Origin of the sequence: Actinacidiphila paucisporea, from assembly GCF_900142575.1 — a bacterium.
GTDB lineage: Bacteria > Actinomycetota > Actinomycetes > Streptomycetales > Streptomycetaceae > Actinacidiphila > Actinacidiphila paucisporea.
Genome location: NZ_FRBI01000001.1, coordinates 290,702 through 305,842 on the forward strand (window position 1 = coordinate 290,702; position 15,141 = coordinate 305,842).

General features: G+C 71.9%; 14 protein-coding genes. 9 read left to right on the top strand and 5 right to left on the bottom strand.

The genetic code is table 11. The features are described 5' to 3' along the window. The first annotated feature begins 38 nt into the window (after positions 1-38). The 7 genes from BUE44_RS01410 to BUE44_RS01440 all read left to right on the top strand — a co-directional run bounded on the left by BUE44_RS01410 (position 39) and on the right by BUE44_RS01440 (position 8,584). Positions 39-1,247, top strand: coding sequence for an amidohydrolase (locus tag BUE44_RS01410; RefSeq protein ID WP_073492720.1), 1,209 nt, complete (start codon positions 39-41; stop codon positions 1,245-1,247). A 153-nt stretch (positions 1,248-1,400) separates the two neighbouring features. After that, positions 1,401-2,486, top strand: coding sequence for a BMP family lipoprotein (locus tag BUE44_RS01415; RefSeq protein ID WP_073492722.1), 1,086 nt, complete (start codon positions 1,401-1,403; stop codon positions 2,484-2,486). 127 nt (positions 2,487-2,613) lie between these two features. Beyond that, positions 2,614-4,365, top strand: coding sequence for an ABC transporter ATP-binding protein (locus BUE44_RS01420; protein ID WP_407639980.1), 1,752 nt, complete (start codon positions 2,614-2,616; stop codon positions 4,363-4,365). Beyond that, positions 4,362-5,471 (top strand): ABC transporter permease, encoded by a 1,110-nt coding sequence (locus tag BUE44_RS01425; RefSeq protein ID WP_073492724.1) that lies wholly within the window; start codon positions 4,362-4,364, stop codon positions 5,469-5,471. Before BUE44_RS01420 ends, BUE44_RS01425 begins: the two co-directional genes overlap by 4 nt. After that, positions 5,468-6,754, top strand: coding sequence for an ABC transporter permease (locus tag BUE44_RS01430; RefSeq protein ID WP_073492726.1), 1,287 nt, complete (start codon positions 5,468-5,470; stop codon positions 6,752-6,754). Before BUE44_RS01425 ends, BUE44_RS01430 begins: the two co-directional genes overlap by 4 nt. After that, positions 6,751-7,152, top strand: a complete 402-nt coding sequence (locus BUE44_RS01435) for a cytidine deaminase (RefSeq protein ID WP_073492728.1) — start codon at positions 6,751-6,753, stop codon at positions 7,150-7,152. The genes BUE44_RS01430 and BUE44_RS01435 overlap by 4 nt, the downstream gene beginning before the upstream one ends. Positions 7,153-7,306: 154 nt before the next feature. Further along, a complete protein-coding gene (locus tag BUE44_RS01440; protein ID WP_073492730.1) occupies positions 7,307-8,584 on the top strand; it encodes a thymidine phosphorylase in 1,278 nt (425 codons plus the stop codon). Between the two features lie 421 nt (positions 8,585-9,005). Here BUE44_RS01440 and BUE44_RS01445 read toward each other — a convergent pair whose 3' ends face one another. Then, on the bottom strand, positions 9,006-9,803 hold the full coding sequence (locus BUE44_RS01445; protein WP_073492733.1) for a dienelactone hydrolase family protein: 798 nt from the start codon (positions 9,801-9,803) through the stop codon (positions 9,006-9,008). Positions 9,804-9,904: 101 nt separating this feature from the next. Between BUE44_RS01445 and BUE44_RS01450 the strand changes: the two genes are divergently transcribed. Both BUE44_RS01450 and BUE44_RS01455 read left to right on the top strand, forming a co-directional pair. Next, entirely contained in the window at positions 9,905-11,098 is a 1,194-nt protein-coding gene (locus tag BUE44_RS01450) for an adenosine deaminase (protein WP_073492735.1), read from the top strand. A 92-nt stretch (positions 11,099-11,190) separates the two neighbouring features. After that, entirely contained in the window at positions 11,191-11,427 is a 237-nt protein-coding gene (locus BUE44_RS01455; RefSeq protein WP_073492737.1) for a hypothetical protein, read from the top strand. A gap of 45 nt (positions 11,428-11,472) precedes the next feature. Here BUE44_RS01455 and BUE44_RS01460 read toward each other — a convergent pair whose 3' ends face one another. The 4 genes from BUE44_RS01460 to BUE44_RS01475 form a co-directional block, all read right to left on the bottom strand. Beyond that, positions 11,473-12,075 carry a VanZ family protein gene (locus BUE44_RS01460; protein WP_073492739.1) on the bottom strand — a complete coding sequence of 201 codons (603 nt, stop codon included), beginning with the start codon at positions 12,073-12,075 and terminating at the stop codon, positions 11,473-11,475. 101 nt (positions 12,076-12,176) lie between these two features. Beyond that, positions 12,177-12,776, bottom strand: coding sequence for a hypothetical protein (locus tag BUE44_RS01465; protein ID WP_073492741.1), 600 nt, complete (start codon positions 12,774-12,776; stop codon positions 12,177-12,179). Further along, entirely contained in the window at positions 12,773-14,308 is a 1,536-nt protein-coding gene (locus BUE44_RS01470; RefSeq protein WP_073492743.1) for a sensor histidine kinase, read from the bottom strand. The genes BUE44_RS01465 and BUE44_RS01470 overlap by 4 nt, the downstream gene beginning before the upstream one ends. Beyond that, entirely contained in the window at positions 14,305-14,982 is a 678-nt protein-coding gene (locus BUE44_RS01475; RefSeq protein WP_198535922.1) for a response regulator transcription factor, read from the bottom strand. Before BUE44_RS01475 ends, BUE44_RS01470 begins: the two co-directional genes overlap by 4 nt. Between the last annotated feature and the right edge of the window lie 159 nt (positions 14,983-15,141).

A 15,141-nucleotide genomic window follows, 5' to 3' on the forward strand; every position in this document is an offset into this window, starting at 1 on the left:
GCCCGTGTTTTTGTCCGATCAGCCCAGAGGAGCTGTTCATGGGGCCTACGCTGACTGGGGTGAACGACTCACCCACAGCGCCGTCCGGTGCGCTGTCCGAAGAACTGCGCCATGAACTCATCGCGTTCCGCCGCGACCTGCACCGACACCCGGAACTGAGCCGGCAGGAGTTCAGGACCACCGAGAAGATCAGGGCCAGGCTGGAGTTCGCCGGGCTGAGACCGGTGGTGCTGCCCGGCGGGACCGGGCTGATGTGCGACATCGGTCCCGACGACCCGGATCGGGGGCGCCTGGCGCTGCGGGCCGACATCGACGCGCTGCCGGTGCCGGACACCAAGGACGTGGAATACCGCTCGACCGTCGAGGGCCGGGCGCACGCGTGCGGGCACGACGTGCACACCGCCGTCGTGCTGGGCGCCGGCCTGGTGCTGGCGGATCTGGCCGCGCGGGGGCGGCTGCCGCGGCCGGTGCGGCTGGTCTTCCAGGCGGCCGAGGAGGTCATGCCGGGTGGCGCGCTCGACGCGGTGAAGGCCGGCGTGCTCGACGGGGTGGAACGTATCTTCGCCGTCCACTGCGACCCCAAGGTCGAGGTCGGCAGGATCGGCCTGCGGCAGGGGCCGATCACCTCGGCGGCCGACAAGCTGCTGCTCACCCTGGACGGGCCCGGCGGGCACAGCGCCCGACCGCACCTGACCACCGACCTGGTGATGGCGACCGCCAAGCTGGCCACCGAGCTGCCGACCGTCCTGACCCGCCGCGCCGACCCGCGCTCGGGCCTGAGCGTGGTGTGGGGCCGTATCGAGGCCGGCCACGCGGCGAACGTCATCCCGCAGCACGCCGAGCTGGAGGGCACCGTCCGCTGCCTGGACCTGGTGGCCTGGCACGAGGCGCCCGACCTGGTGCACGAGGTGATCGACCAGGTCGCCGCGATGTACCGCGCCAAGTGCGCGATCACCTACCAGCGGGGGGTGCCTCCGGTGGTGAACGAGGCGGTGTCGACCGAGCTGCTGCGGGACGCGATGACCGCCCGGCGCGGCCTGCACGCGGTGGAGGACACCGAGCAGAGCCTGGGCGGCGAGGACTTCTCGTGGTATCTGGAGCAGGTGCCGGGCGCGCTGGCCCGGCTCGGGGTGCGGCCGGTGGGCGACACCGCCAAGCGCGATCTGCACCAGGGCGACTTCGACGCCGACGAGGGCGCGATCACGGTCGGCGTGGAGCTGTTCACCGGGGTTGCGCTGCTGGTCTGACACCGGGTGAGGAGGTGGCTACGGGAGCTTCACCTGGCGGAAATGCGTCGATCCGATAACAGGCCTTCATTCGGTCTTTACCTGACATCTACGCGCGTTAAGCTCCCGCTTAGCCAGCGCCGGACGGGGCGCTCCGAACCGAAGGGGACCCTCTTGCGCCGGGTATCCAAGATCGCTGCCGCGGGTGTGGTGTCCGCGGCTCTCGCGTTGACCGCGACCGCGTGCGGCAGCAGCACCACGTCGGACAGCGGCTCGACCGGCGGCAGCGGCAGCGCGAGCAGCAGCAGCTCGGCCGGTGGCGGCGGCAAGTCCAAGGGTGTCGGCATGGCCTACGACGTCGGCGGCCGTGGCGACCACTCGTTCAACGACTCCGCGGCCCGCGGCCTGGACAAGGCCGACGGCGAGCTGAAGCTCGACTCCAAGGAGCTTACCGCCAGCAACGGCGAGACCGAGTCCGACCGCGTGCAGCGGCTGGAGTCGCTGGCCGCGGCGGGCTACAACCCCGTCATAGCCGTCGGCTACACCTACGGCCCGTCGGTCACGACGGCCGCCAAGAAGTACCCGAACGTGACCTTCGGCCTGGTCGACTCCGTCGTCGACGCCCCGAACGTCGACAGCATGGTCTTCGCCACCGAGCAGAGCTCCTACCTCGCCGGTGTGGCCGCGGCGCTGAAGACGAAGTCCGGCAAGGTCGGCTTCATCGGCGGTGTGCAGAACACCCTGATCGGCACCTTCGACGCGGGCTTCGCCCAGGGCGTCAAGGACACCAAGTCCAGCGTCCAGCTGACCCGCGAGTACCTGTACAAGACCGACCCGCGCGGCTTCAACGACGCGACGTCGGCCGCCGCCAAGGCCCAGGGCATGCTGGACAAGGGCGTCGACGTCATCTACACCGCCGCCGGCCTGTCCGGTGACGGCTCGATCCAGAAGGTCGCCGGCAAGTCCGGTGCCTGGGCGATCGGCGTCGACTCCGACCAGTTCCAGGACCCGGCGCTGGCGAAGTACAAGAACAGCCTGCTCACCTCCGCGATCAAGAACGTCGACGTGGCGGTCTACGACCTGATCAACTCGGTGAAGAAGGACAACAAGCCGAAGGTCGGCACCAACTCCTACGACCTCGCCAACGGCGGTGTGTCGCTCGCCACTTCCGGCGGCTTCCTCGCCGACGTGCAGGCGCAGATCGACGCGGCCAAGCAGAAGATCGTCTCCGGCCAGATCAAGGTCAGCTCCACCCCGTGACCGGGTGAGTCGACACGGCCGACGAGGCCCGGCGGGGGGATGCTGCGGCGGCAGCCCCCCGCCGGGCCTCGGTCACGGTCCGGACCGTTTTCCGCCCGGGTCCGTCCGGTCGTGACGGATCCGTGCTGTGAAAAGCCGGTGCTACGCGCGTAGCGTTCTGCCCGCGGCCCCTTCGCCTTCCCTCCCGCGATACGTTCGACCACCACCCCCGAGCGCCGCCCCCAGCGAGCCCCGCCACCGCCCCGAGCCTTTCCCCCGAGGAGAGTGCGCCATCAACGCGTCCACGAGTCCACCCGCCGTCGAGCTGCGCGGCATCACCAAGCGGTTCCCCGGTGTCGTCGCCAACCACGACATCGACATCACCGTGCGCAGCGGCACCGTGCACGCCCTCGTGGGCGAGAACGGCGCCGGCAAGTCCACCCTGATGAAGATCCTCTACGGCATGCAGAAGCCGGACGAGGGCACCATCGCGATCCACGGCGAGCCGGCCGTCTTCGGCGACCCGGGCGACGCCATCGCCCGCGGTATCGGCATGGTGCACCAGCACTTCATGCTCGCCGACAACCTCACCGTGCTGGAGAACGTCGTCCTCGGCAGCGAGAAGACGTACGGCATCGGCGGCCGCGCCCGCGCGCGTATCGCGGAGATATCCGACGCCTACGGCCTCGGGGTGCGGCCCGACGTGCTGGTCGAGGACCTGGGCGTGGCCGACCGCCAGCGGGTGGAGATCCTCAAGGTCCTCTACCGCGGCGCCCGCATCCTGATCCTGGACGAGCCGACCGCGGTGCTGGTCCCGCAGGAGGTCGACGCGCTCTTCGAGAACCTGCGCGGGCTCAAGTCCGAGGGCCTGACCGTCATCTTCATCTCGCACAAGCTCGGCGAGGTGCTCTCCGTCGCAGACGAGATCACCGTCATCAGGCGCGGCACCACCGTCGGCGGGGCCGACCCGAAGAAGACCACCGCCAGGCAGCTCGCCGAGCTGATGGTCGGCAGCGAACTGCCCTCGCCGGAGACCCGCGAGTCCACCGTCACGACCGAGCCGATGCTCACCGTGCAGGGCCTGCGGATGTTCGAGACCGACTCCGAGGGCGTCGAACGGACCGTCCTCGACGACATCGCCTTCACCATCCACAAGGGCGAGGTGCTCGGCATCGCCGGCGTCGAGGGCAACGGCCAGGCCGAACTGGTCGAGGCCGTCATGGGCATGCGCGGCCTGAACGCCGGCGTGCTGACGCTGGACGGCAAGGACATCACCCGGACCCCCACCCGCGGCCGCCGCGAGGACGGCGTCGGCTACATCCCCGAGGACCGCCACCGGCACGGCCTGCTGCTCGAAGCGCCGCTGTGGGAGAACCGCATCCTCGGCCATGTCACCGAGCGCCCCAACAGCCGCGGCTTCCTCATCGACCCGGGCGCCGCCCGCCGGGACACCGAGCGGATCGTCGAGGAGTACGACGTCCGCACGCCCGGCATCGAGGTGCCGGCCGCGTCGCTGTCCGGCGGCAACCAGCAGAAGCTGATCGTCGGCCGCGAGATGAGCCACCTGCCCAAGCTGCTGATCGCCGCGCACCCCACCCGGGGCGTGGACGTCGGCGCGCAGGCGCAGATCTGGGACCAGATCAGGGCCGCCCGCCGGGAGGGCCTGGCGGTGCTGCTGATCTCCGCCGACCTGGACGAGCTGATCGGCCTGTCCGACACCCTGCGGGTGATGTACCGCGGCCGGCTGGTCGCCGACGCCGACCCCGCCACCATCACCCCGCAGGAGCTGGGTTCCGCCATGACCGGAGCGGCCGCGGGCCACCTCGCACACCAGCCGGAGGATCCGGAAGCGCCCGGCGAGTCCGGGGAGTCCGGGGAGTCCGGGGGAGAGGACCGATGAAGAAGTTCGACAAGGACCGGGTCCTGCTGGGCCTGGCCGCACCGGTGCTCTCCGTACTGGGCGCGCTGATCGTCACCGGGCTGGTGCTGCTGGCCAGCGGCAAGGAGCCCTTCCACGCCTTCCACGTGATGCTGACCTACGGCAGCAAGTCCGACAGCCAGGTCTACATCCTCAACAAGGCGACCCCCTACTACCTGTCGGGTCTCGCGGTGGCCATCGGCTTCCGGATGAACCTGTTCAACATCGGCGTCGACGGCCAGTACCGCCTGGCCGCCTTCTTCGCCGCCGCCGTCGGCGGCTCGATGTCGATCCCCGGCATCATCCAGATCCCGATCATCATCCTGACCGCCATGGTGGTGGGCGCCGCGTGGGCGGCGATCGCCGGCGTGCTGAAGGTGACCCGCGGGGTCAGCGAGGTCATCTCCACGATCATGCTCAACTCGATCGCGGGCATCGTCATCGGGTACTTCCTGCAGGACGGCAGACTCGGGGTCACCGACAAGCTGGCCAACACCATCACCACCAAGCCGATCCCGTCCGGCAGCCACCTGTTCAACTTCACCACCCAGACCGACCCGGTGGTCGGCTTCATCGTCTTCGCCGGCCTCGCCGGCGTCGTCTACTGGTTCGTGCTGTCCCGCACCCGCTTCGGCTTCGACCTGCGCTCGGTGGGCCGCTCGGAGTCCGCGGCGCAGGCCAGCGGCGTCAGCGTGAAGAAGATGGTCATCGTCAGCATGCTGATCTCCGGCGCGATGGCCGGCCTGGTCGGCATGTCGACGCTGCTCAACCAGTCCTACCAGTTCAGCACCGACTTCCCGGCCGGCATCGGCTTCACCGGTATCGCGGTGGCGCTGCTCGGCCGCAACAACCCGATCGGCATCGCGGTCGGCGCGCTGCTCTGGGCCTTCCTGGAGCGCGCCTCCAACGGCCTGGAGTTCGAGGGCTACGACAAGGAGATCGTCGGCGTGATCCAGGGCGCCATCGTGCTCGCCGTCGTCATCGCCTACGAGCTGGTGCGCCGCTACGGGCTCGCACGGCAGCAGCGCCAGGTCGGAGCGGAACTCGCCGCGGCCGGCTCCGACGACAAGCAGGAGGTGACGGCGTGACTGCCACCGCTACCCAGACCCCGCCGCCCGCCGCACCCAGCACGGCCGGTGGCAAGGCCCGCAGGACCCGGCTCTCCGTCCCGGTGATCATGCTGGTCGTGGCCGCCGCGCTGATCGTGGTCTCCGCGGTGCGCGCCATCGCCGGCGCCGACGACGTCACCTCCTCCGGGCAGATAGCCGGCGCCCTGACCGGCGCCGTGCCGATCGCGCTCGCCGGCCTCGGCGGCCTGTGGTCGGAGCGGGCCGGCGTGGTCAACATCGGCCTCGAAGGCATGATGATCCTCGGCACCTTCTTCGGCGCCTGGGCCGGCTGGAGCCTCAACCCGTGGATGGGCGTACTCGCCGGCATCCTCGGCGGCATGGCGGGCGGCCTGCTGCACGCGATCGTCACCGTCACCTTCGGCGTCGACCAGATCATCGCCGGTGTGGCCATCAACATCCTGGCCGCGGGCGTCACCGCGTATCTCGCCAAGCGCATCTTCAACGTCGGCAAGGCGGCGACCGAGGGCGGCACGCCCAAGCAGTCGCCCCCCATCAACGACATCAAGTCCTTCACCGTGCCAGGCCTCTCCCACTGGATGGCGAGCCTGGAGAAGCACCACTGGTTCCTGATCTCGGACCTGGCCGGCATCGTCGGCGGCCTGGTCACCGGCATCTCCTCGCTGACGCTGCTGGCCGTGGTGCTCTTCGTCGCCACCTTCTTCGTGCTGTGGCGTACGTCCTTCGGCCTGCGGCTGCGCTCCTGCGGTGAGAACCCGGTCGCCGCCGAATCCCTCGGCGTCAACGTCTACCTGTACAAATACGTGGCCGTCATGGTCTCCGGCGGCCTCGCCGGGCTCGGCGGCGTCTTCCTGGCCATCGGCACGCACTTCTACCTCGAAGGCCAGACCAGCGGCCGCGGCTACATCGGCCTCGCCGCGATGATCTTCGGCAACTGGCGCCCCGGCGGCCTCGCCATGGGCGCGGGCCTGTTCGGCTACGCCGACAGCCTCCAGCTGCGCAGCGGCAGCGACTCCGTCCACGCGCTGCTCCTGCTGCTCGCGGTGCTGCTGCTGGCGATGGCGATCTGGAAGTACGTCCGCAAGGCGTACCTGTCGGCGGGCTTCGCGCTGGGCTTCGCGGTACTGCTGGCAGTCTGGTACCTGACCACCGACACCGTCGCGGACGAGATCGTCCAGGCGTCGCCGTACGTGGCCACGCTGCTGGTCATGGGCCTGTCCGCGCAACGCCTGCGGATGCCCAAGGCGGACGGGCTGCCGTACCGGAAGGGGCAAGGCGGATGACACTCCCCGCCACCGTCGACTGGGAGGCGCTGCGCGCCGCCGCCAGGGACGTCATGAAGCGGGCCTACGCGCCCTACTCCGGCTTCCCTGTCGGCGCCGCGGCGCTCACCGACGACGGGCGCACCGTCGTCGGCTGCAACGTCGAGAACGCGGCCTACGGGGTCGCCCTGTGCGCCGAATGCGGCCTGGTCTCCGCCCTGCACGCCTCGGGCGGCGGCCGCCTCACCGCCTTCACCTGCGTCGACCGCCACGGCTCCCTGCTGATGCCGTGCGGCCGCTGCCGCCAGCTGCTGTGGGAGAACGGCGGCCCCGGACTGCTGGTCGACACCGCCTCCGGGGTCCGCCCCATGCGCGAGATCCTGCCCGACGCCTTCGGGGCGGAAGACCTCCGGCGGTAGCGGGCCCCTGTCCGCCGGGGCGGCCGGCCCATCGCGCCGCCGCCCCTACGGCCCCCGCCCGCGCCGCCCGGCGGCCCGCCCACACCACCGGCCGCCGCGCCGGTCCGCCCACCCGGGCGGACCGGCCCGGCGGCCCCACTCCGCGAGGACATTCATGGACGTCATCACCGTCATCCGCACCAAGCGCGACCGCGGCCGGCTCAGCGACGAGCAGATCGACTGGGTGGTCGACGCGTACACCCGCGGCGTGGTCGCCGACGAGCAGATGTCCGCGCTCGCCATGGCGATCCTGCTCAACGGCATGGACCGCGCCGAGATCGCCCGCTGGACCGCCGCGATGATCGACTCCGGCGAGCGGATGGACTTCTCCTCCCTCGCCCGGCCCACCGCCGACAAGCACTCCACCGGCGGCGTCGGCGACAAGATCACCCTCCCGCTGGCCCCGCTGGTCGCCGCGTGCGGCGCCGCCGTGCCGCAGCTGTCAGGACGCGGCCTCGGCCACACCGGCGGCACCCTCGACAAGCTCGAGTCCATCCCCGGCTGGCGGGCGTCACTGTCCACCGAGGAGATGCTCGCTGTGCTCGGCGACACCGGTGCGGTCATCTGCGCCGCCGGGGACGGCCTCGCACCCGCCGACAAGAAGCTCTACGCGCTGCGCGACGTCACCGGCACGGTCGAGGCGATCCCGCTGATCGCCTCCTCCATCATGTCCAAGAAGATCGCCGAGGGCACCGGGTCGCTCGTGCTCGACGTGAAGGTGGGCTCCGGGGCCTTCATGAAGTCCCTCGCCGACGCCCGCGAACTCGCCGCCACGATGGTGGGCCTCGGCACCGACCACGGCGTGCGCACCGTCGCGCTCCTCACCGACATGTCCGTCCCGCTCGGCCTGACCGCCGGCAACGCGCTCGAAGTCCGCGAGTCCGTCGAGGTCCTGGCCGGCGGCGGCCCCGCCGACGTCGTCGAACTCACCCTCGCCCTGGCCCGCGAGATGCTCGCCGCCGCCGGCCTCCCGGACGCCGACCCCGCCAAGTCCCTCGCGGACGGTTCCGCGATGGACGTCTGGCGCCGCATGATCCGCGCGCAGGGCGGCGACCCCGACGCCGCGCTGCCCACCTCCCGCGAGCAGCACGTCATCGCCGCCCCCGCGACCGGGGTGCTCACCGCGCTGGACGCCTACGCCGTCGGCGTCGCCGCGTGGCGGCTCGGCGCCGGCCGCGCCCGCAAGGAGGACTCCGTCCAGGCGGGAGCCGGCGTCGAATGGCACGCCCGCCCGGGCGACCACGTCCAGGAGGGCACGCCGCTGCTGACGCTCCACACGGACACGCCGGAAAAGTTCCCGTACGCGCAGGAGGCTCTGGAGGGCGCCTTCTCGGTCTCGCCCGAGCCCACGGCTTTCACGGCGGGGCCGATCGTGCTGGACCGGATCGCCTGAACACCCCCTGCGGGGTCGCCGTTCCCGGCCCCCGGGTGCCGCCGCACGACGGTTGCGCGCGCAGTTCTCCCTCCGAGCTCCGCCTGGGGGTACCCCCACGCGCCCCTGGGGGCTGCCCCTTGAGGTGCGTTGCTCCTTTCCCGCCTCTTCGGCGGGGCGCGCAGTTCCCCGCGCCCCTGAAAAACGCGTGCCCTCCTGCGCAAGGGGCTGGCTCCGTGGCAGGGGCCATCGCTGGGCGTAGGAGGACGCAGGACCCAAAGGGGCGCGTGGGGGTACCCCAGGCGGAGCGCTGGGGGACACGGAGCGCCCCGCCGAGAAGGCGGGAAAGATGCGAACGCCACCGCAAGGGGCAGTCACCTCAGGGGACGCGGCCGCGGGCAAGGGGCGCACCTCAAGGGGCAGTTGCGGGGTCCTGCCGGCGCTAGGGGCGCATTGAGCGGCCGAAACCCGTGGCCAGGGGCATGCGCAGTCCCAGGGGCGGCGGAGCCGCAAGCGCGTCGGCGACGGGGCGGGCGTACGGGCGGTCGAGCAGGGAGCCGAGGACGAAGTCCGTGGTGAGGGCGAAGACCTCGGCCCGGTGCTGGTGGAGACCGTGGCCGTCGGAGTGCACTTCGAAGCGGCAGACCTGCCGGTTGACCTTCTTGGCCCGTTCCGCGAAGCGGTAGGAGAGGTCGGGGTCGGTGGAATCGTCCTGCGTGCCGTGCACGAGCAGCACCCGGCGGCCGATCAGCTGCTTGACCGGCTCGGGCTCCGGGCCGCCTGGGAGCCAGGGCGCGAGGGCCACCACGGAGCCCACCGCGGGGTGCCCGGCGGCGTGGAGTGCGGCGCGCGCGCCCATGTCCATGCCGAGCAGGCACACCGGCACGTCGCCGTACCGGCGGACCGCCTCGCCCACGGCCCACTCCGCGTCCTCCGCGGGATGCGCGTGGCCGCCGTTCCAGCCGCGGAAGCGGTAGTGGACGACGTGCGCGGCGACCCCGTCGGCGTGGCCCTGGCGGACCAGGTGCCTGGCCAGCGGCCACATGACGGCGGCGGCGACGGGGGAGCGGCGCCGGGTGCTCAGCGCGTCGCCGCCCGGCAGCGCGAGCACGACGGCGCGGACGGTGGCGCCGGTGGCGCCCTCGTCGGATCTCCCGCGCTGCCGGGCCGGCGGCACGAGGCCGGGCGCGACCGGGCGCCCGAGCCGTGCGCCACGCGCCGGTAATGCTTGTGAAGCCATGGCGCAACGATGGCAGACCCGGGGGTGTGCACAGTATGGCCGGGCGGAAAATATTTGCCCTGTCCGCGAGTTCTACGCGCGTAGGGCGTACAGTTTCGACCATGCAGAACCCGAAACCGGGCGTTCCGACCCGGGAACAGATCCGACGTGCCCCCAAGGTGCTGCTGCACGATCACCTGGACGGTGGCCTGCGTCCCGGCACCGTCGTCGACCTCGCACGTGAGACGGGCTATGACGCGCTCCCGGAGACCGACCCCGACAAGCTCGGGACGTGGTTCAGGGAAGCCGCCGACTCCGGCTCGCTCGAGCGGTATCTGGAGACCTTCGCGCACACCTGCGCGGTGATGCAGACCCGTGACGCGCTCTTCCGGGTCGCCGCCGAGTGCGCCGAGGATCTGGCGGCCGACGGCGTCGTCTACGCCGAGGTGCGGTACGCGCCGGAGCAGCACCTCGAAGGCGGCCTCACCCTCGAAGAGGTCGTGGAGGCGGTCAACGCCGGCTTCCGCGAGGGGGAGCGGCGGGCGCGGGAGGGGGGCACCTTCCGGGCCGGGGGCTCCGGGGGCAACCGGATCAGGGTGGGGGCGCTGCTCACCGCGATGCGGCACGCGGCCCGCTCGCAGGAGATCGCCCAACTGGCCAACGCCTACCGCGACTCGGGTGTCGTCGGCTTCGACATCGCGGGCGCGGAGGCGGGTTACCCGCCCACCCGGCACCTCGACGCGTTCGAGTACCTGAAGCGGGAGAACAACCACTTCACCATCCACGCCGGTGAGGCGTTCGGCCTGCCGTCGATCTGGCAGGCGCTCCAGTGGTGCGGTGCGGACCGGCTGGGCCACGGGGTGCGGATCATCGACGACATCGAGGCCGGGCCCGGCGGCCAGGTCTCGCTCGGTCGGCTTGCGTCGTACGTCCGCGACAAGCGCGTACCGCTGGAGATGTGCCCGACGTCCAATCTGCAGACGGGTGCTGCCAGTTCGTATGCCGACCATCCGATCGGACTGCTGCGGCGGCTGTACTTCCGGGTGACGGTCAACACCGACAACCGCCTGATGTCGGGGACGAGTCTGAGCCTGGAGTTCGAGCACCTGGTCGAGGCGTTCGGATACACCCTCGACGACATGCAGTGGTTCACCGTCAATGCGATGAAATCAGCGTTCATCCCTTTCGATGAACGTCTGGCCATGATCAACGAGGTGATCAAGCCCGGTTATGCCGAGTTGAAGGCCGAATGGCTCTTCGACCAGACGACCGCGGAAAGGCCGCTGGCCAGCGGGTCCGCCGTCGGCGAGGGTTGAGGGGCGGGCGCCCCCCCGGGAGTTCCCGCGGGCGGCGCGGTCACGCCACGCCGGTTGCACGGCGGGCGAGGAGATGGCTACGTTCCGGAGTCATGCAGACTCGATCGAAGAAGACTCTCGCGGCCGGCGCGCTCGGCCTGGCCTTTGCCGCCGCGGCCGCGGGCACCGCGTCCGCCACCTCTCCCCCCGTTGTGCTCGGCGCCCTCCCCGTCGGCACGTCGGCCCTCCCGGCCAACCCCACGAGCCTGCTGCCCCACGGCAACCACCTCGACGGCAACCATGTCGCTCCCGTCTCCGGGCTCCTCGGAGGCCTGCCGCTCGGTGGCTGACGCCGGGTGAGGCCGCACCCGGCGGGGGCGCGTGGAGTCGCGCGGTCAGCCGCCCACCGGCCGGTGGTCCGGCTGCGGCAGCAACGGCCCCTTCGGGTCGGTGACGGTCCGTGCGACGGTGGCGGGCCGGTCGGCCCGGTTGCTCCTCGGAGCCTCGCCCCGGGGTATGTCCACGCGCCCCTGTGGGGCACCGCGCCGCCGTAGGTGACGGCGGACCGCCGGGACGACGAGAAGGTGGGCCAGGGCGACCCCTGTCGTGTTGAGGATCAGCGCGTCCACGTCGAAGAGCTGGCCCGGCACCATGGTCTGGGAGAACTCGACCGAGATCGACACCATCAGCCCGGCGAAGACCGTACGCACGAAGGACGCCACGCCCGAGGTGTCGACCCGGCCGCCGGCCGTCGGCAGCAGTATGCCCAGCGGGGCGAGCAGGCCGAGCCCGGCCAGCAGGCGGCGTGCCGCCTGCCCGGGTCCCATCGCCAGGTCCGCCCTGATCGTGCCGAACGGCCGCAGGTTCGGTGACGGCACCCAGGGCACGTAGTGCGGGCGCAGCAGCACCCAGGCGGCGAAAGCGAGATACGCGGCGGTCAGCAGGAGCCCGGCCGCGCGCACCCGGTACGGAGAGCCATCGTGCTGCACAGCGCCCAAGACGCGGGAATGTGACCGTTCGGTTCCCCTTCCCCCGGTGTGACCCCCCGCACGTCCCCGCGCCCCCGGGGCGTCCGCCGGCGCGGCGGGAGCCCGCCCGGTCAGGTCTGGCTGCCGGCGGTGTCCGCCGCCTGCGGACGCGTCCGCAGGTCGGGGGTGCAGGTGTAGCGGCGGAGCTCGGCGCCGTGTTCGGTGCCGCCGAGGACGACGCTGCGGCCGGGCGAGGCGAGCGGGCTCGCGGCGATCGTGCAGACGATCTGCGCCAGCGCGAAGGACGGCAGGTCCTCGATCGGCTCCCCGAGGCGCAGCGCGTCGGCGGGGTCGCCGGGCTCGGGCCCGGTGACCTCCAGGGTGCCCGGGACGGTCGTGCTGAAGTCGGCCTTCGCCTCGGCCGCGAGCACGCTGCGCTGGAGCTGCGCGACCAGCTCCCTGACCTGCTCGACCCGGTCGGCCGGGCGGGGGCGTACCTGCACCGTCCGCGGCACCGGCGTGGTCTGCATCCCGCACACCAGGTAGACCTGCACGACCTGCGCGTCCGCCACGTCGGGCGAATTCTCCGGGGACGGCACCGCGCAGGACACCCGCGAGGGGGCGGGGCCCGCGTCGACGGGGACGGAGGTCGTACGGATGCCGCAGCCGGAGGTCAGGCCGGCGGCCAGTGACAGGACCGCGAGCAGCGCGGCGCCGGAACGCCGGCTCATCGCGTACCGCCCGGCAGGCCGTCGGGGGAACCGCCGTTGACCGCGTCGGAGGCCTCCTCCTCGCGCGGGTGGCGGGGCAGCCGCAGGGTGAAGACGGCACCGCCGGAAGGGTCGTTCGCGGCGGTGATGCCGCCGCCGTGGATGTGCGCGTTCTCCAGCGCGATGGACAGGCCCAGGCCGCTGCCCTCGGAGCGGGCCCGGGAGGCGTCGGCCTTGTAGAAGCGGTCGAAGACGTGCGGCAGCACGTCCTCGGGGATGCCGGGGCCGTGGTCGGTGACCGCCACCTCGATGTCGCCGTCGCCCTCGCCGTCCCCGCGGACGGTGACCCGGACCGGCGAGCCGCCGTGCTTGAGCGCGTTGCCGATCAGGTTCGCCATGATCACGTCCAGCCGGCGCGGGTCGAGCGTGGCGAGCACCCCGCGGGGCGCGTCCAGCTCCACCGAGTCCAGCCAGGCCCTGGCGTCCATGCAGGCCATCACCTGCTCGCCGACGTCCACCTCGTCCACCCGCAGCTTCGCGGTACCCGCGTCGAACCGGGTGACCTCCATCAGCGTCTCCACCAGTTCGTTCAGCCGCCGGGTCTCGCTGACCACCAGGCGCACCGCGGGCGCGATCATCGGGTCGAGCGCCTCCGCCTCGTCCTCCAGCACGTCGCTGACCGCGGTGATCGCGGTCAGCGGGGTACGCAGCTCGTGCGACATGTCCGCGACGAAGCGGCGGCTCGCCGCCTCCCGGGCGCTCAGCTCCTCGACCCGGTTCTCCAGCGCCTCCGCCGCGTTGTTGAACGTCCGCGACATCTCCGCCAGCTCGTCGGTTCCCGACACCTTCAGCCGGGTGTCCAGATGCCCCTCGCCCAGCCGCTGCGCGGCCTCGCCGAGCCGCCGCACCGGGCGCAGCACCGCCGCGCCGGCGGCCTGCGCGAGCAGCGCGGCACCGATCAGCGCGAGCAGCGTGGAGATGCCCAGCGACCAGGCCAGCGAGTTGAGGTCCTTGCGCTCGGCGTCCAGCGACTTGAGCATGTAGCCGGTCGGCCCGTCGCCGTTGATCCGCGCGCCGGCCACCAGATACGGCCGGCTCTGCAGGGAGATCCGCTCCCAGTGCAGGTGGTACTTCCGGTCGTTGCCGTGCACGGTGTTGACGGCCTTCTGCAGCGTCGCCGGTACGTCGTCGAGCGTGAAGACGTCGCGGTTCGACGGCGCCGCGCACTCCTGGCCGTCGGGCCCGGTGCTGATCAGCACCACCTGGTAGGTGTCGGGGCCCCCGATGCGGCCCGCCGCGGTCTGCAGCGACTGGCAGGTCGGGGCGACCGGCAGCAGCGCGGCGTTGCGCTGCAAGGAGTCGCGGAAGTCGTTCAGCGCGCTGTTCTGGGCACGGGTCAGCACGGCGTCACGGTTCAGCCAGTACGCGATGCCGGACACCGACACCGCGGCGGTCAGCGCGACCGCCGCGAAGACCGCGACCAGCCGCAGCCGCAGGCTCGTCCAGCGCGGGAAGCGCGACCCCCACCTGCCACCGCCTGGGCCAGAGGTCACTGCGGCGTGTCCAGGCGGTAGCCGACACCGCGGACGGTACGGATCAGGGCCGGCGAGGACGGCACGTCCTCGATCTTGGCGCGCAGCCGCTGGACGCAGGCGTCCACCAGGCGCGAGTCGCCGAGGTAGTCGTGCTCCCACACCAGCCGCAGCAGCTGCTGGCGGGACAGCGCCTGTCCGGGCCGGCGGCTCAGCTCCAGCAGCAGCCGCAGCTCGGTCGGGGTGAGCTGCAGGTCCTCGCCGTCCTTGGTCACCGTCATCGCACTGCGGTCGATGACGATCGAGCCGAAGGCGGCGGAGTCGGTGCTGTCCCGCTCGCCGCGGCGCAGCACCGCCCGGATCCTCGCGTCGAGCACCCGCGGCTGCACGGGCTTGATCACGTAGTCGTCGGCGCCGGACTCCAGTCCGACCACCACATCGATGTCGTCACTGCGCGCGGTGAGCAGGATGATCGGCAGCTGGTCGGTGCGCCGGATGCGCCGGCACACCTCGAAGCCGTCGATCCCCGGCAGCATCACGTCGAGCACGATCAGGTCGGGACGCTGCTCCTTGAGGAGCTTCAGGCCGTCCTCGCCCGTCGCCGCGGCCACCACGCGGTGACCCTGGCGGGACAGTCCGAGTTCGAGACCGGTACGGATGGCGTCGTCATCCTCGATCAGCAACAGGAAGGGCACGCCGGACATTGTTGCCTACCTCTGGTGGCCTGATGAAGTGCGGGGACGACTCATGCCCGGCGCGCGGGACCTCTGTTGCGGGCCTGTGACACTCGGCGGACAGCCCCATGAAACTGGACCGGCAATCTGGTGCCACATCGGAAGAGCGCACGCCGCACA